The following is a 16,630-nucleotide window of genomic DNA, read 5'->3' as shown; positions in this document are numbered from 1 at the left end:
CTCCTAGATGGTGGTCAGGCGCGCCAGGGCCAGCGCCAGCGTGGCGTCCTGCTTGGCAAAGCAGAAGCGCACGATGCCCGACTCGTTGCCCTGCTGGTAAAAGGCCGACACGGGAATGGCCGCCACCTTGATCTCGGTCGTGAGCCACTCGGCAAATTCGGCCTCGGTTTGCGCGGAAATTTTATCGTAACGCACGCACTGGAAGTAGGTGCCGTCGGCCGGCAGCAATTCGAAACGGGTGCCGGCCAGGCCATCGCGGAACAGGTCGCGCTTGCGCTGGTAAAACGCCGGCAGCTGCAGGTACGGCTGCGGATCTGCCATGTAGTCGGCGATGCCGTGCTGCATCGGCGTATTCACGCTGAACACATTGTACTGGTGAACCTTGCGGAATTCGGCCATCAGCGCCGGCGGCGCCGCCACGTAGCCAACTTTCCAGCCGGTGACGTGGTAGGTCTTGCCGAACGACGACACCACGAAGGCGCGCGCGGCCAGCTCCGGGTGGCGGCACACCGACTCGTGGCGCTGGCCGTCGAACACCATGTGTTCGTACACTTCGTCGGACAGGACCAGGATATCGGTGCCGCGCACCAGGTCGGACAAGGCGTGCATGTCCGAGCCGCGCAGGATGCTGCCGGTGGGGTTGTGCGGGGTGTTGATCACGATCAGCCGGGTGCGGCTGGTGACGGCAGCGGCCACCTTGGCCCATGGCACGGTGTAGCCGCCGGCGCGCATTTCCATCTGCACGCACCCGGCGATGCCGCCCGCGAGCGTAATGGCCGGCACATAGCTGTCGTACACCGGTTCGATCACGATCACTTCGTCGCCCGGGTGCACGCAGCACAGGATGGCGGTGGTGAGGCCTTGAGTGGCGCCGGCGGTGATGGTGATGTCGTTGGCGTCGTACTGTTGGCCGTACAGCGTGGCGATCTTGGCGGCGACGGCCTGGCGCAGCGCCGGCACGCCGGTCATGGGCGGATACTGGTTGCAGTCGGCCTGCATGGCGCCGGTGACGGCGTCGAGCAGGCTGCGCTCGCAAGGAAAATCGGGGAAGCCCTGGCCCAGGTTGACGGCATCCGCTTGCGCGGCCAGCATCGACATGCGGGTAAACACGGTCGTGCCGACGGCCGGCAGGCGGCTGGCAAGGACAGGAGTGGCGGTGTTGCTACTGCTGTGTTGGCTGCTGGGTAGGCTGCTGTTCATGTCGGCGAGGTGGTGGACAGATCGCCTATTCTAGCGCAGGTCAGCTGGTGCTGGTCAGCGGTTGTGCGTCAGCGGGTGTACGTCAACTTCGAGCGACCATTTCTCGGGCACCATTACCTGGAACATGCCAGCCTTGACCAGGCGCTTGCCCAGCTTGAGCAGCGCCTTGTCCTTCGTGATCAGCACACTGGCCCGGGCGTCGCGCGCCACTTCCAGGAACTTCTGGTCATCGCGGTCGGTACACACCGGCAGGCGCACGCCCGATTCGGCTGGCGCCACCACCTTGATCAGTTCGTCAAAACGGGCGGCCGCCAGTGGCCGGCTGTCGTCGTCGAGCGGCAAATGCTTGTAATGCAGCACGATATTGTATTCGTCGCGGCAATCCGACCGGGTAACGGCCTCGACCTTACCGGTTTCCAGCGCATCGAGCAGAGCGGCCCAGCGCGGGTCCTTGAAGACGAACAGGTCCAGGCAGACGTTGGTATCGATGACGATGCGGGGAACGGGTATCATGTCGGAAGTTCAGTAAATAGGTTAATCAGAATATGTTGATAGTGCTGTCGCCCGCCAAAAGTCTCGATCTCGAAACCCCTGCCACGACCAAGTTAGTTTCCCAGCCCGATTTTCTCGACCAGTCGGCCCTGCTGATCGACCGCCTGCGCGAATTTTCGCCGGACCAGGTCGGCGAACTGATGGACCTGTCCGACAAGCTGGCGTCGCTCAACGTGGGCCGCTACGCCTCGTGGACCACCGACACTGCAGAAGGTCGCCAGGCCATCATGGCCTTCAACGGCGACGTCTATGCCGGTTTCGACGCCTACAGCCTGAACGCCAAACAGATCGACTATGCCCAGTCGCACGTCCGTATCCTGTCGGGCCTGTACGGCTTGCTGCGTCCGCTGGACCTGATCCACCCGCACCGGCTGGAAATGGGCACGCGCCTGACGACCTCGCGCGGCAAGAACCTGTACGATTTCTGGGGCGAGACCCAGACCCGCGCGTTGAACGCGCTGGCGGCGGAGCAGGGCGCGAAAGCCTTGGTCAACCTGGCGTCCGAGGAATACTTCAAGTCGGTCAAACCGAAGCAGCTCGCGGTGCCGGTGATCACGCCGCAGTTCGAGGATTACAAGGGCGGCAAGTACAAGATCATCTCGTTCTACGCCAAGCGCGCACGCGGCCTGATGGCGCGCTATGCGACGGTCAAGGGACTGGTCGACCCGCAGAAGCTGAAAAAATTCGACGTCGACGGTTATGCGTTCGATGCGAAGGATTCGAGCGAGACGACGTGGATTTTCCGGCGGAAGGTGGCGGAGTAAATCGGTGTAAAGGCCACAGATCCGTCATCCTCGCGTACGCGGGGATCCATAGAACCTGTGAATCGCCATAGTGACCAGCCCCGGGCTGCTCACGCGCTCCATGGATCCCCGCTTTCGCGGGGATGACGGCTCAACCGCGATCGGTATTTATTTACTGCTCCAGAACTTCCACCAGTGACGCTCGGCCTTCTTTCCCTCGTCGAGGAACTTGCTGTTCGGGTAGTTCAGGCGGAATACACGTTCGGTGTCGTTGCGCAGTTCGGTCATGCCCAGCTTGTCGTAGCTGCGGATCATGATGAACAGTGCTTCTTCGATCGATGGCGAATCGCGGTAGTCGTCCATGATGCCCATGGCGCGGTTGGCCGCTGCCAGGTAGGCGCCGCGGCGGTAGTAGTAGCGCGCCACGTGTACTTCGTACGACGCCATGGCGTTGACCAGGTAGCGCATGCGCTGGCGGGCGTCTGGCGTGTAGCGGCTGTTGGGGAACTTGTCCACCAGCTGCTTGAACGCCGCATACGCTTCGCGCGTGGCTTTCGGATCGCGCTCGGTGACGTCCTGCTCGTAGACGAAGTTGAGCAGGCCAACCTGGTCGTTGAAGCTGATCAGGCCGCGCAGGTAATACATGTAGTCGACGTTGTTGTGATTCGGGTGCAGCTTGATGAAGCGCTCGACCGCCGCCAGCGCCTGGGCCTGGTCCTGCGATTTGTAGTAGGCATAGGCGATCTGCATCTGCGCCTGCTGAGCGTAGGTACCGAACGGATAGCTCGATTCGAGACGCTCGTACAGCTGAATTGCGCGCTCGTAGTGCGCTCCTTCGAGTTCTTCGGTCGCCTCCGAGTATAATTTCGAAGCGGTCCAGCCCTTTGTTTCATCGGCCTTGTCGGAGAATGCTCCGCAACCGAACAAACTAAGCATCACCAACGTTGCTGCGACTACTGATAATTTTTTTTGCATATTGTTTTGCAAGAAGCTGTTTAACCAAAGTTTTACAATAGGCTGATTATAGCCGATGGGAATGCTGTGATATTAACTCCAAAGCCGAATTCGACCGAATCCTCCACCGAACTCGCCCTCGACCACACTGATCTCGACACCACCATCGTCCTCGATGCCGACGGCGACGAAGACGACAGCCTGGCGCCGATCGAACTGGAACTCACGCCGGAAGCGTGCGGCCAGCGCCTCGACAAGGTGATCTCGGGCCTGGTGCCGCAATTTTCGCGCGGGCGCCTGCAGATGTGGATCACCGACGGCTTCGTCAGCGTCGATGGCAAACCGGCAAAAAGCACCAAGGATACGGTCTACGGCGACGAGAAGATCGTCATTCTGCCCCAACCAGCGCCGGAAGACGAGGCTTTTAAACCGGAACCGGTAGAACTTAACATCGTTTTCGAAGACGACCACCTGATCGTCATCAACAAGCCGGCCGGCCTGGTGGTGCATCCGGGCGCCGGCAACTGGAGCGGCACGCTGCTCAACGGCTTGCTCTACCACTGTCCGCAACTGGCCGGTGTGCCGCGCGCCGGCATCGTCCACCGGCTGGACAAGGATACCAGCGGCCTGATGGTCGTCGGCAAAACCCTGGCTTCGCAGACCGACCTGGTACGCCAGCTGGCCGCGCGCACCGTCAAGCGCGAGTATTTCGCGCTGGTATGGGGCACGCCGCGCATCAGCGGCACCATCGACGCCTCCATGGGCCGCCACCCGAAAGACCGCATCAAGATGGCGGTCTCCACCAGCATGGGCGCCAAGCCGGCGATTACCCACTACGAACTGCTGTCCAGCGGCGACCTCGACCGTCGCCCGGTCAGCCTGATGCAGTGCCGGCTGGAAACTGGCCGCACCCACCAGATCCGCGTGCACATGATGTCGATCGGCTTCCCGCTGGTGGGCGACACCACCTACGGCAAACAGCACCTGTCCAATGTGTTCCCACGCCAGGCCCTGCAAGCGCGCCGCCTGGGCCTGGTGCATCCGGCCACCGGCGAGGCATGCGAATGGGTCGTGCCGCTGGCGGCCGACTTCGCCGGCCTGATCGCCCAGGCCGGCATCGCAGAACCGGAACAGCACTGAAATGAATGCTTATCAACAATGGTTGATGCCACAGTGGCCGGGCATGCCCGCCAATGTGGTCATGCTGTCCACCACGCGGCGTGGCGGCGTCAGTCCCGCGCCGTATGACGACGGCATGGGGCAGGGCGGCCTCAACCTGGGCACCCACGTCGGCGACCAGCCGCACAACGTCGCCCGCAACCGCCAGATCCTGCGCGAACAATTGCCGTGCGACCCGGCCTGGCTGGCCCAGGTACACGGCACGCTGGTAGCCGATCTGGCCAAGGTGGGCCCGCAGCAAGTGCCCGAAGCGGACGCCAGCATGACCACCATCGCCGGCAAGGTGTGCGTGGTGATGACGGCCGATTGCCTGCCGGTGCTGTTCTGCGACGCCCAAGGCACCGTGGTGGCTGCCGCGCACGCGGGCTGGCGCGGCCTGGCCGCTGGTGTGCTGGAAAACACCATCGAGTCCATGCGCGCCGCCGGCGCCGGCGACCTAATGGCCTGGATGGGGCCGGCCATCGGCGCCTACCAGTTCGAAGTGGGCGGCGACGTGCGCGAGGCCTTTCTGCAGGGTGCGCTGGACGATTCGAGCGTGCGCCACGTGACGGCGGCGTTTACTGCCATCGAACACAAGCCGGGAAAATTCCTGGCCGACATCTACGCGCTGGCCCGGCACCGCATGCTGCGCGCCGGTGTCACGCAAGTGCATGGCGGCGAATACTGCACGGTGTCCAACTCGGGCCGCTTCTTCTCGTTCCGCCGCGATGGCGTGACTGGACGGCAAGCGAGCTTGATCTGGCTCAAATGAGAGAGCCCTGATAAACCTACTGCGCGTCACGCTATCGCCTTTGCGTTGCCCAGCGTACCTGCGTACGCTTCCGCTACTCAAGACGATAGCGAGCCGCTCGCTACGGTTTCTCAGGGCTCCGTTGAGTCCCGGGCGTGCCGGACTTTTTTGCTTCTTGCGCCGCCTGTTCTGCCGCTTTGCGGCGTGCCTTGCGCTTGCCGGTACCCGAGATGTAAATCAAGGTCCCCAGCGGCAGCACGCAATAGAACAAAAACGTTACAATTCCCGCGACGATGGTCGGCTCGGTGAGCGCCATTAGTCCCACGACGTAAATCCAAGCAATAGCAACAATCAGCATGTAGCAACCCAGTTAAAGATACTTCATTATTTTTTAGGGAATCACACATGAATTTGCCCGATCCGCAAGCCATTGCCAACGCCTGGATGTCCCAGGTCGGCGACCCGAGCCAATGGCAGTCCTGGTTCAGCAAGGCGCCCACCACCGAGGCCAATCCCATGGCCACCATGTTGCAGGATATCGGCGTCGCGCTCAAACCGGAAGCGATGGAGCAGCTGAAAAACGATTATTTGCGCGACTTTACCGCGTTGTGGCAGGAATTTTTGGCCGGCAAGGCGCCCGCCATTGCCGATCGCCGCTTCAGTTCAGAGGCCTGGCAGGGCAACCCGATGTCGGCCTTCAATGCCGCATCTTACCTGCTCAACGCCAGGTTCCTGACCGCGATGGTGGACGCCGTGGAAACCGCGCCCCAGCAAAAGCAGAAAATCCGCTTTGCCGTGCAGCAGGTGGTCGATGCCATGTCGCCGGCCAACTTCCTGGCCACCAACCCGGAAGCGCAGCAAAAACTGATTGAAACCAAGGGCGAGAGCCTCACGCGCGGCCTGGCCAATATGCTCGGCGACATCAACAAGGGCCATATCTCGCTGTCGGATGAATCGGCGTTCGAAGTGGGGCGCAACCTGGCGATTACGCCGGGCACGGTGATTTACGAGAATCCGCTGTTCCAGCTGATCCAGTACACGCCTACCACGCCTGCCGTGAGCCAGGTGCCGCTGCTGATGGTGCCGCCGTGCATCAACAAGTTCTACATCCTCGACCTGCAGCCGGAAAATTCGCTGGTGCGCTACGCGGTGGAGCAGGGCAACACCGTGTTCCTGGTGTCGTGGAGCAACCCGGATAAATCGCTGGCCGGCACCACCTGGGACGACTACGTGGAGAAGGGCGTGATCGAGGCGATCCGCATCGTCCAGGACGTCAGTGGCCAGGAAAAACTGAATATGTTCGGTTTCTGCGTGGGCGGCACCATCGTTGCCACCGCGCTGGCGGTGCTGGCGGCGCGCGGCCAGCAGCCGGCAGCCAGCCTGACGCTGCTCACCACCTTCCTCGACTTCAGTGATACCGGCGTGCTGGACGTGTTCATCGACGAAACGCAAGTCTCGCTGCGCGAACAGCAGTTGCGCGACGGCGGCCTGATGCCGGGCCGCGACCTGGCCTCGACGTTCTCGAGCCTGCGTCCGAACGACCTGGTATGGAACTATGTGCAGTCGAACTACCTCAAAGGCAATGAGCCCTCGGCATTCGACCTGCTGTTCTGGAATTCGGACAGCACCAACTTGCCGGGCCCGATGTTCTGCTGGTACCTGCGCAATACTTACCTGGAAAACAGCCTGAAAATTCCGGGCAAGCTCACCGTCGCCGGCGAAAAGATCGACCTGGGCCTGATCGACGCCCCGGCCTTTATTTACGGATCACGCGAAGACCATATCGTGCCGTGGATGTCGGCTTACGGTTCGCGCAACATTCTCAACCAGGGCAAACCAGGCGCCAACCGTTTCGTGCTGGGCGCGTCTGGCCACATCGCCGGCGTGATCAACTCGGTGACCAAGAACAAGCGCAGCTACTGGATCAACGAAGGCGACGCCGCAGACGCCCAGGCCTGGTTCGATGGCGCCAAAGAGGTGCCGGGCAGCTGGTGGCCGCAATGGGCCGAGTTCCTGGCTCAGCACGGCGGCAAGAAGGTCAAGCCCAAGGCCAAGCCAGGCAATGCCCGTTACACGCCGATCGAGCCGGCACCCGGACGGTATGTGAAGGCGAAGGCTGGCTGAGTGAGTTGCTGAGGGGAAGTGCTTGATTGCGCGACGATTGGTTGCGTTGCAATAAATGCCAGCACTATTGCGACTTTCTGCAATCTTTTGACTTTCCCCTCTATAATACGATGAAGTAGGCACGTGAAAAGCGGACCGAAGTTCGCTTTTTCTTTCGAATTGTTGGAGACGCGCTGCGGCGCAATAAAAACGGACTTGTGATGAGTAGTGCGAAAAAAAATGCTGACCGCCTGATCAAGAAATACCCGAATCGTCGCCTGTACGATACGCAGACCAGTTCCTACATCACGCTGTCGGACGTCAAGCAGCTGGTGCTGGACAACGAAGTATTCACCGTGGTCGACGCCAAGACCAACGAAGATCTGAGCCGCAGCATTCTCCTGCAAATCATTCTGGAAGAAGAAGCCAGCGGCGCGCCGATGTTCTCGAGCGACGTGCTGTCGCAGATCATCCGCTTCTACGGCCACGCCATGCAGGGCATGATGGGCTCGTACCTGGAAAAGAACGTCCAGGCCTTTACCGACATCCAGCGCAAATTCACCGGCACCACCCCGGGCGCCATCGACGGCAAAGCTTTTAGTCCAGAAATGTGGACTCAGTTCATGAACGTCCAGGGTCCGATGATGCAAGGCATGATGAACAACTACATCGACCAGAGCAAGAGCCTGTTCGTGCAGATGCAGGAGCAGATGCAGAACCAGAGCAAAAACCTGTTCGGCGCATTCCCGTTCGTGCCAGTGGTGCCGCCCACGGACAAAAAGTAATCTTTCGCATCAGCTGAACTGAGCAGCTGAACTGAGCGAAATCTGAACGGCACAGCGGCTTTGGCTTCTGTGCCGTTTTTGCTTGAAACATGGGCGTCAAAAACCTGTGTTCCGATGAGGCGAGATGCCGACTCAACGCTTCCCCGGCCTTAAAATCGACTCCAGCTCCGCAAACGACGGCCGCTGTTTGGCCGAAATCACCTTGCGCCCGAACTCCACCGCCAGTGCCGGTGCATAGCCGTTCAGGCTGGCGATGATGGTCACTTTTATGCACTGGAACACGCCGGTCGATTCCGCCAGTTTGCGCTCGAGCAGGCTGGCGATCGGGCCGAACACGCCGTAGGCCAGCAGGATGCCGAGGAAGGTGCCCACCAGCGCAGCGGCGATCAGGTTGCCCAGTTCGGCCGGCGGCAGGCCGACCGAGGCCATGGTGTGGACCACGCCCATCACGGCAGCGACGATGCCGAAGGCGGGCAGGGCTTCGGCGACCTTGTGGATGGCATTGATCGCCAGTTCGCCGTCCTGGTGGTGGACGTCGATTTCGTTGTCCATCAGGTTTTCGATCTGGTACACGTCGATGTTGCCATTGATGATCAGGCGCAGGTAGTCGGTGATGAATTCCACCAGGTGGGCATCGGCCATCACCAGCGGGAACTTGACGAAGATCGGGCTGCCTGGCGGATTGTCGATTTCGTCTTCGATCGCCATCAGGCCTTCGCGGCGCGCCTTGGTCAGCAGCTCGAACATCAGGCTCATCATTTCAACGTACAGGGCGCGGGTCTGGCGCGCGGTGTGGAACAGGGTGGGCATGGCATCGTACACGGCCTGGCGCGACTTGGCGTCGTTGGCGATGACGAACGCGCCCAGCGCGCCGCCGGCAATCATCATGAACTCGTACGGCTGGAACAGGGGTGCCAGGTGGCCGCCCTCGAGCGCGAAGCCGCCAAATATCGCGCCCAAGGCGATAACGATGCCAACAATAACTGCCATACACTGTCCAATCGTGAATTCCGATAAGACCTCACGATACCATCTTGCAGTATGGAAAGGTATACGGATGAGCATGTATTCAGGATCGCGGCGACAGCGCGGTGCTCGGGGCTTCTCCGCAGCAAGGGCAATCGGGTATAATGCCCGATTGCCCGGCATCTTCATGACACCCAACATGCAATCGCAACCACTTTCCCGTACCACCAAGCCAGCAGCAGCCACCACCGTGAGCGGTGCGGCGCCCAAAGTCGGCTTTGTCTCGCTCGGCTGCCCCAAGGCGCTGGTCGATTCCGAACAAATCCTGACCCAGCTGCGCGCTGAAGGCTACGAGACCGCCAAGTCGTACGACGGCGCCGACCTGGTGATCGTCAACACCTGCGGCTTCATCGACGCTGCCGTGCAGGAGTCGCTCGACGCCATCGGCGAAGCCCTCGCTGAAAACGGTCGCGTGATCGTGACCGGTTGCCTGGGCGCGAAGAAGGATGCTGCCGGCGACGACATCATCATGAAGGTGCACCCGAAGGTACTGGCCGTGACCGGTCCGCACGCGCTGGCCGAAGTGATGGACTCGGTCCACTTCCACCTGCCCAAGCCGCACGAGCCGTTCATCGACCTGCTGCCGCCGCAGGGCATCAAGCTCACGCCCAAGCACTACGCTTACCTGAAAATTTCCGAGGGCTGCAATCACCGCTGCTCGTTCTGCATCATCCCGTCGATGCGCGGCGACCTGGTGTCGCGCCCGATCGGCGAGCTGCTGCTGGAAGCGGAAAACCTGTTCAAGTCGGGCGTCAAGGAACTGCTGGTCATTTCTCAGGACACCTCGGCTTACGGCGTCGATGTCAAGTTCCGCACCGGCTTCTGGAACGGCCGCCCGATCAAGACCCACATGACGCAGCTGATGGAAGCGCTGGGCGAGCTGGCCAAGTCGTACGGCGCCTGGGTGCGCATGCACTACGTGTATCCGTACCCGCACGTGGACCAGGTAATCCCGATGATGGGCGAGCACGTGCTGCCTTACCTCGACATCCCGATGCAGCACGCGCATCCCGATGTACTTAAGCGCATGAAGCGTCCGGCCAGCGGCGAGAAAAACCTCGACCGCATCCTGGCCTGGCGCAAAATGAATCCTGACCTGACCATCCGCTCGACCTTCATCGCCGGCTTCCCTGGCGAGACCGAGGAAGAGTTCGAGTACCTGCTTGACTTCCTCAAGGAAGCGCAGATCGACCGCCTCGGCTGCTTCGCGTATTCGCCGGTGGAAGGGGCGACTGCCAACGAACTGGCCAATCCGGTGCCGGAAGAAGTGCGCGAAGAACGTCGTGGCCGCGTGATGCTGCTGCAGGAAGAAATTTCGAAGAACCGCCTGAAGGCCAAGGTTGGCAAGACCGTGCGCGTGCTGATCGATGAAGTCAACCGCACCGGCGGCATCGGCAGATCAAGCGCGGATGCGCCGGAAATCGACGGCGTGGTGTACGTGAAGCCGCCGTACGAACCGCACAACAAGCTGGTCGTCGGCCAGTTCGTCGACGTCAAGATCACCACGTCCGATGCCCACGACCTGTGGGGCGAGGCCCAGTAATGCGCGATCCTGGTTAATAATAAAAAGGCGAACCCGTAGTTCGCCTTTTTGATTGCAGCTTTATTTGAGAACGATAAATTCCGGCACGGCATACCCTTCATTTTTTGCATCGCAGCTGGTCAGGTTTTGCCAGCGAAACAAGATTGTCCCACTGGTGGCTTTCGCCAATAACAAGGTTGCATACGCCTGTTTGACGAAGGTGGTATCGCCCTTGATTTCGCACCAGTAGTTCGAGCAAGCATTCTGAGTAACGAAGAAAGTCCTGCCATTGGAATGGGTAATAACCTCGGTAACCTTATCGAGGCAATCAATGCCGCTGCGCGCTGGTGCCGAGAGGGTCAGGCTAAGCAGCGTCGCTGCGCCCAGGAATAATTTTTTCACGATCATTGTCCAGCTCCGATTTAATGGATGTTTTCTTTGGGAAATTTTATTATAGGCGCTTAGTATTTTTAAGGCAATTATTAACCGATGACTAAAATTCTGTCTCCGCAAACGGCGCTTATCCATCCCGCTTACCAACCTCCAGCAGGCTTTAACGCGTTCCCCACCGCGATCCACCATGCGTCCACGGTGCTGTTCGAGAACGTCGCCGCCATGCGCTCGGGCGACTGGAAGGACAAGAACGCCTATACCTATGGCCTGCACGGCACGCCCACCACATTTACTCTGGAGGCGCGACTGGCCGCGATCGAGGGCGGCACGCACTGCCTGCTGGCGCCGAGCGGGCTGGCGGCGATCGCCATGATCGATTTCGCGCTGCTCAAGACCGGCGACGACGTGCTGTTGCCCGATAACGTCTACAACCCCAACCGCGAACTGGGGCGCTGGCTCGAGGCCGACTTCGGCATCACCGCGCGCTACTACGACCCGCTGGTCGGCGCCGGCATCGCCGAGCTGATCCTGCCCAACACCAGGCTGATCTGGACCGAGGCGCCCGGTTCGGTGTCGATGGAAGTGCCCGATTTGCCGGCCATCTGCGCGGCCGCCCATGCGCGCGGCGTGCTGGTCGCCCTGGACAACACCTGGGCGGCCGGCCTGGCGCTCAACGGCTTCGACCACGGCGCCGACATCGTCATGCAGGCGCTGACCAAGTACCAGTCGGGCGGCTCCGACGTGCTGATGGGCGCCGTGATCACGCGCGACCGCGCCATCCACGACCGGCTGAGCCTGTCCCACATGCGCCTTGGCATGGGCGTGGGCGCCGACGATGCGTTCCTGGTGCTGCGCGGCCTGCCCACCATGCGGCTGCGTTTCGAGGCCCACGACAAAGCCGCGCGCAAGGTGGCGGCTTGGCTCAAGACCCGCCCCGAGATCACCCGCGTGCTGCACCCGGCGCTGCCCGATTGTCCCGGCCACGAAACCTGGCAGCGCGACTTTACCGGTGCCGGCGGCCTGTTCTCGGTGCTGTTCGACGCGCGCTACACGGAAGAGCAGACCGACCGCTTTGTCGATGCCTTGCAGCTGTTCGGCATCGGCTATAGCTGGGGCGGTGCCAACAGCCTGGCCATGCCGTACCGGATCGCGCACATGCGCAAGAACTGGCCCGACCAGGGCATCCTGGTGCGCTTTAATATCGGCCTGGAAGATGCCGATGACCTGATCGCCGATATCGAACAAGCATTGGAGTTGATGAAATGAGTCGTTTCTGGAGCAAAGTCGTCCACGGCCTGACGCCGTACACGCCGGGCGAGCAGGTGCGCATGCCGGGCCTGATCAAGTTGAACACCAACGAAAACCCGTACGGCCCATCGCCCAAGGCGATCGCCGCCATGCAGGCCGCCGCCGACGACGACCTGCGCCGCTATTCGGACCCCGCCAGCATCGCCGTCAAGGATGCGGTGGCGCACCGACTCGGTGTGCAGCGCGAGCAGGTCTTTGTCGGCAACAGCTCGGACGAAGTGCTGGCCCACACCTTCCAGGCGCTGCTCAAGCACGAGCTGCCGCTGCTGCTGCCCGATATCAGCTACAGCTTTTACGCTACCTATTGCAGCCTGTATGGCATCACTGCGGTGCAGGTGCCGCTCAACGAACGCTTCGAGATCGACGTCGAGCACTACACCGCGCCGTGCGGCGCCGTCATCATCGCCAATCCGAATGCCCCCACCGGCATCGCTCTGCCACTGGAGCGGATCGAAGCACTGCTGGCGAACCACCGGGACCAGGTGGTGGTGGTCGATGAAGCCTATGTCGATTTCGGCGGCGCGAGCGCCAGCGCGCTGGTGGACCGTTACGACAACCTGCTGGTGATCCAGACCCTGTCGAAGTCGCATTCGCTGGCCGGCCTGCGGGTGGGCTTCGCGGTCGGCCACCCTGATCTGATCGCCGGCCTGGAACGCGTGAAAAACAGTTTTAACTGTTATCCGCTGGGGCAGGTGGCGCAGGCGGGCGCGGTGGCCTCGCTCGACGACGTGGAGTATGCCGCGCAAACCTCGCGCGCAGTGATCGCCACGCGTGAACGGCTGACCGCCGAGATGCTGGCGCTGGGCTTCGAGGTGCTGCCCTCGAGCGCCAATTTCATTTTTGTCCGCCATCCCGGCCACGACGCCGTCACCATCGCCGCCGGCCTGCGCGAGCGGGCCATCCTGGTGCGACACTTCAAACAGCCGCGCATCGACCAGTTCCTGCGTATCTCGATTGGTACGGATGCGGAATGCGCGGCACTCGTGGATGCACTGAAGAAGCTGCTGGCCTGATTCGTCTGATATACTGTATGCATACACAGTATATCGAGACGGGTCATGGAACTGACAGACAAACTGGAAATCCTGGCCGACGCGGCCAAGTACGACGCCTCCTGCGCCAGCAGCGGGGCGCCCAAGCGCCATTCGGTCGGCAAGGACGGCTTCGGCGCCACCACCGGCATGGGCATTTGCCACAGCTACACGCCGGACGGCCGCTGCGTCTCGCTGCTCAAGATCCTGCTGACCAATTACTGCCTGTACGACTGCCAGTACTGCGTCAACCGCCGCACGTCCAACGTGCCGCGTGCGCGCTTTACGGTGGCCGAGGTGGTCAAGCTTACCAAGGATTTCTACCTGCGTAACTACATCGACGGCCTGTTCCTCAGTTCCGGCATCATCCAGTCGGCCGACTACACCATGGAGCAGCTGGTGCAGATCGCCCGCGAACTGCGCGAGGTGCACCAGTTCCGCGGCTACATCCATTTAAAAACCATCCCCGACGCCGACCCGGCGCTGATTGCCGCCGCCGGCCGCTATGCGGACCGCTTGAGCGTCAACATCGAACTGCCCACCCAGGACAGCGTGCAAAAACTGGCGCCCGAAAAGAGCGTGCACACCATCAAGCTGGCGATGGGCTCCATCCGCAGGAAGCTCGACGAAAAGGCCGAGGAGCCGAAGTCGCCGCGCTTCGCACCGGCCGGCCAGAGCACGCAAATGATCGTGGGGGCGGACGCCAGCGACGACCAGCAAATCCTGAAAACCGCCGAAACCCTGTACGGCAGCTACAAGCTCAAACGCGTGTACTACTCGGCATTCAGCCCGATTCCGCAAAGCCCGAAAAGCGTGCCGCTGGCGCCGCCGCCCATGATGCGCGAACACCGCCTGTACCAGGCCGATTTTTTACTGCGCAGCTACGGCTTCCAGGTCGATGAGCTGCTGCCCAAGACCGGCAACCTGGCGCTCGACATCGACCCCAAGCTGGCCTGGGCGCTGGACAACCGCGAGCACTTCCCGATGGACTTGAATCGCGCCGAACCGCACATGATCGCCCGCATTCCCGGCATCGGTCTGCGCAACGCCCAGCGCATCGTCGACCTGCGCCGCCTGCGCCAGGTGCGCTACGCCGACCTCACGCGCCTGAAATGCAGCATGAAGAAGATCTCGCCCTTCATCATCACGGCCGACTATTTTCCGGTCAACGACGCCGGTCCTTCCGAACAGTTGCGGCGGGCTATGGCGGTGCCGGCACAGCAATTGAATTTGTGGCCGGAGCTGCAAGCGGCATGACGCGCCGGGTGGTCCAGACGTTTGCCGAATGGCGCACTGCCGCGCGCGACCTGGTGGCGCGCAGCATCGCGCCCGAGTACGTCGAGTGGGCCAGCGAGCCCGAAGACGGCGACCTGTTTTCCGGCTTCGGCTCGCAGGCCGGCGCGACCGCGCTCAAGGCCGCGCCGCCGCCGGGCGCCGAGCTGCGCCTGCCGCGCCAGGTGATGGACATGATCGAGGACGCGGCCTGCTTCAATGCACTCGACCGCTGGTCGTTTTTATACAAGGTGATCTGGCGCTGGCACCTGGGCGAGCGCGACGTGGTGTCGCCGGCCGATCCCGACGGCGCCCGGCTGTATGCCATGGTCAAAGCCGTGCACCGCGAGCAGCACGACATGCACGCCTACGTGCGCTTCCGCGAGCGCAAGGAAGAAGACGGCGCGCCGCGCTTCGTGGCCTGGTTCGAGCCCACCCACGATGTGCTGCCGCAGGTGGCGCGCCACTTTGCCAGGCGCATGGGGCCGATCACCTGGCTGATCGCCACGCCGGGGCAAGCGATCCTGTGGGACGGCGAAAAGCTGATCGAAGCGCCATCGCTGCTGCGCAGCGCGGCCGATATCGAGGATGCCGGCGAAGCGCTGTGGCTCACCTATTACCGCAGCATCTTCAATCCGGCGCGCGTGAACGCCGACCTGCTGCGCAGCCATATCCCTTCGCGGTTCTGGAAAAATTTGCCCGAAGGCGCGATCGTGCCCGCCATGGTCACTGCCGCCAACAACGGCGAGCGCCGCACCGGCCAGACCGGCACCGTGGCTCAGCGCGGCGGCGCCACCAGCATCCCGATCGCACCCGAGCGCGCGCAACCACAGCGCGAGCTGCCGACGTCGCTCGACCAGTGCCGCCGCTGCGCGCTGTGGGAAAACGCCACCCAGGCCGTCGCTGGCGTGGGACCGGCGCAGGCGCGCATCATGCTCGTCGGCGAACAGCCGGGCGACCAGGAGGATCTGCAGGGCTTGCCGTTCGTGGGCCCGGCCGGGGCGGTGCTGCAACAGGCCATGCAGGAGGCCGGCGTGGACCGTGACAGCATTTATCTGACCAACGCCGTCAAGCATTTTAAGTGGGAGCCGCGCGGCAAGCGGCGGCTGCACAAGACGCCGGCGCAGCGCGAGGTGGCGGCATGCCACCTGTGGCTGGAAGAGGAATTGAAACGGGTGCAGCCGCAAGTGGTGGTGGCGCTGGGCAGCACAGCTTTGAAGTCGCTGCTGCAGGACGGGGCCGCCACCATGACCGCAATGATGAACGACGGACACCCCGTTCCGGTGCAGCACGACGGGCGCTGGGTGGTCACCGTGTATCACCCGTCGTACGTGTTGCGCGCGCCGGACGAGGCCAGCCGGCGCCAGGCCTACGGCGTGATCATCGAAGGCCTGCGCCAGGCGTTGCAGCTGATCCGGGGTTAGACGGCAGCCGCTTCGTTGTTATTGAGGCGCATGAAGCCGGCAATCAGGCGGTAGGCCTTCCACAGCCATGCGCCGAGCCAGATCAGGTAGGCCAGCGGAATGCCGATGATGGTGATGAACGCCAGCGCGCCCACGGCGATCCACACCACGTACCACCAGAACGAACGGATCATCCAGGTATGGTGGCTATGCACGAACGTGCCGCTAGTGCCGGGCCGTTGCACATAGTTGATCACCAGCGGAATCACCGAGAACAGGCCCAGCGAAAATATGAAGCTGACGGCGTGCACGATGTACAACCACCAGGCGGTGGTCTTGGCCGAGCTGTCACGACCATCGAGTATCAGATCCTGCGACATGGCGATTCCTTTAAAGTGACAAGAGTGTCAAAAGTATAGCGGAATCGCC

The 16,630-nt window shown here is 62.1% G+C and carries 17 protein-coding genes; 10 read left to right on the top strand and 7 right to left on the bottom strand.

The window, feature by feature from the left end; all coding sequences use genetic code 11:
- Positions 1-3 precede the first annotated feature (3 nt).
- Both J2X54_RS08540 and J2X54_RS08535 read right to left on the bottom strand, forming a co-directional pair.
- Positions 4-1,200, bottom strand: a complete 1,197-nt coding sequence (locus J2X54_RS08540; RefSeq protein WP_310179787.1) for a pyridoxal phosphate-dependent aminotransferase — start codon at positions 1,198-1,200, stop codon at positions 4-6.
- 54 nt (positions 1,201-1,254) lie between these two features.
- Positions 1,255-1,713 (bottom strand): putative toxin-antitoxin system toxin component, PIN family, encoded by a 459-nt coding sequence (locus J2X54_RS08535; RefSeq protein WP_310179786.1) that lies wholly within the window; start codon positions 1,711-1,713, stop codon positions 1,255-1,257.
- 32 nt (positions 1,714-1,745) lie between these two features.
- On the opposite strand from J2X54_RS08535, the gene yaaA reads away from it, so the two are divergent.
- Positions 1,746-2,516: a peroxide stress protein YaaA gene (gene yaaA, locus J2X54_RS08530; protein ID WP_310179785.1), complete on the top strand. Its 771-nt coding sequence runs from the start codon at positions 1,746-1,748 to the stop codon at positions 2,514-2,516.
- 147 nt (positions 2,517-2,663) lie between these two features.
- On the opposite strand, the gene J2X54_RS08525 is transcribed toward yaaA, so the two are convergent.
- A complete protein-coding gene (locus J2X54_RS08525; RefSeq protein WP_070252088.1) occupies positions 2,664-3,470 on the bottom strand; it encodes an outer membrane protein assembly factor BamD in 807 nt (268 codons plus the stop codon).
- 66 nt (positions 3,471-3,536) lie between these two features.
- On the opposite strand from J2X54_RS08525, the gene J2X54_RS08520 reads away from it, so the two are divergent.
- Together J2X54_RS08520 and pgeF are read left to right on the top strand one after the other, a co-directional pair.
- Complete coding sequence (locus J2X54_RS08520) at positions 3,537-4,589, top strand: RluA family pseudouridine synthase (RefSeq protein WP_310179784.1); 1,053 nt, start codon at positions 3,537-3,539, stop codon at positions 4,587-4,589.
- A gap of 43 nt (positions 4,590-4,632) precedes the next feature.
- The gene (gene pgeF / locus J2X54_RS08515; protein WP_310179783.1) at positions 4,633-5,379 is read left to right on the top strand and encodes a peptidoglycan editing factor PgeF; all 747 of its coding nucleotides are present in this window, start codon (positions 4,633-4,635) and stop codon (positions 5,377-5,379) included.
- 100 nt (positions 5,380-5,479) lie between these two features.
- Here pgeF and J2X54_RS08510 read toward each other — a convergent pair whose 3' ends face one another.
- Entirely contained in the window at positions 5,480-5,716 is a 237-nt protein-coding gene (locus tag J2X54_RS08510; protein ID WP_070252083.1) for a hypothetical protein, read from the bottom strand.
- 47 nt (positions 5,717-5,763) lie between these two features.
- Here J2X54_RS08510 and phaC point away from each other — a divergent pair, with 47 nt between their 5' ends.
- Both phaC and phaR read left to right on the top strand, forming a co-directional pair.
- Positions 5,764-7,482 carry a class I poly(R)-hydroxyalkanoic acid synthase gene (gene phaC, locus J2X54_RS08505; protein ID WP_310179782.1) on the top strand — a complete coding sequence of 573 codons (1,719 nt, stop codon included), beginning with the start codon at positions 5,764-5,766 and terminating at the stop codon, positions 7,480-7,482.
- 200 nt (positions 7,483-7,682) lie between these two features.
- Positions 7,683-8,246, top strand: a complete 564-nt coding sequence (gene phaR, locus J2X54_RS08500; protein ID WP_070252081.1) for a polyhydroxyalkanoate synthesis repressor PhaR — start codon at positions 7,683-7,685, stop codon at positions 8,244-8,246.
- Positions 8,247-8,378: 132 nt separating this feature from the next.
- Here phaR and motA read toward each other — a convergent pair whose 3' ends face one another.
- Entirely contained in the window at positions 8,379-9,236 is an 858-nt protein-coding gene (motA, locus tag J2X54_RS08495) for a flagellar motor stator protein MotA (RefSeq protein WP_310179781.1), read from the bottom strand.
- A gap of 175 nt (positions 9,237-9,411) precedes the next feature.
- Here motA and rimO point away from each other — a divergent pair, with 175 nt between their 5' ends.
- The gene (gene rimO, locus J2X54_RS08490; protein ID WP_310179780.1) at positions 9,412-10,815 is read left to right on the top strand and encodes a 30S ribosomal protein S12 methylthiotransferase RimO; all 1,404 of its coding nucleotides are present in this window, start codon (positions 9,412-9,414) and stop codon (positions 10,813-10,815) included.
- Between the two features lie 60 nt (positions 10,816-10,875).
- On the opposite strand, the gene J2X54_RS08485 is transcribed toward rimO, so the two are convergent.
- A complete protein-coding gene (locus J2X54_RS08485; protein ID WP_310179778.1) occupies positions 10,876-11,202 on the bottom strand; it encodes a hypothetical protein in 327 nt (108 codons plus the stop codon).
- 81 nt (positions 11,203-11,283) lie between these two features.
- Between J2X54_RS08485 and J2X54_RS08480 the strand changes: the two genes are divergently transcribed.
- From J2X54_RS08480 to J2X54_RS08465, 4 genes are read left to right on the top strand one after another with little or no spacing between them, the layout of a single operon-like run.
- Positions 11,284-12,453 carry a cystathionine beta-lyase gene (locus J2X54_RS08480; protein ID WP_310179777.1) on the top strand — a complete coding sequence of 390 codons (1,170 nt, stop codon included), beginning with the start codon at positions 11,284-11,286 and terminating at the stop codon, positions 12,451-12,453.
- On the top strand, positions 12,450-13,508 hold the full coding sequence (hisC, locus tag J2X54_RS08475; RefSeq protein WP_310179776.1) for a histidinol-phosphate transaminase: 1,059 nt from the start codon (positions 12,450-12,452) through the stop codon (positions 13,506-13,508). The genes J2X54_RS08480 and hisC overlap by 4 nt, the downstream gene beginning before the upstream one ends.
- A 45-nt stretch (positions 13,509-13,553) precedes the next feature.
- The gene (locus tag J2X54_RS08470; RefSeq protein ID WP_070252076.1) at positions 13,554-14,783 is read left to right on the top strand and encodes a putative DNA modification/repair radical SAM protein; all 1,230 of its coding nucleotides are present in this window, start codon (positions 13,554-13,556) and stop codon (positions 14,781-14,783) included.
- On the top strand, positions 14,780-16,222 hold the full coding sequence (locus J2X54_RS08465; RefSeq protein ID WP_310179854.1) for a UdgX family uracil-DNA binding protein: 1,443 nt from the start codon (positions 14,780-14,782) through the stop codon (positions 16,220-16,222). Before J2X54_RS08470 ends, J2X54_RS08465 begins: the two co-directional genes overlap by 4 nt.
- Here the strand turns inward: J2X54_RS08465 and J2X54_RS08460 are convergent.
- Complete coding sequence (locus J2X54_RS08460) at positions 16,219-16,581, bottom strand: hypothetical protein (RefSeq protein ID WP_310179774.1); 363 nt, start codon at positions 16,579-16,581, stop codon at positions 16,219-16,221. The genes J2X54_RS08465 and J2X54_RS08460 overlap by 4 nt on opposite strands.
- Positions 16,582-16,630: the final 49 nt, after the last annotated feature.

It is taken from the genome of Duganella sp. 3397 (assembly GCF_031456625.1).
Lineage (GTDB): Bacteria > Pseudomonadota > Gammaproteobacteria > Burkholderiales > Burkholderiaceae_D > Rugamonas > Rugamonas phyllosphaerae.
Note: the sequence above shows the minus strand (reverse complement) of the source record. Positions and strands in the feature narration are given on the sequence as shown.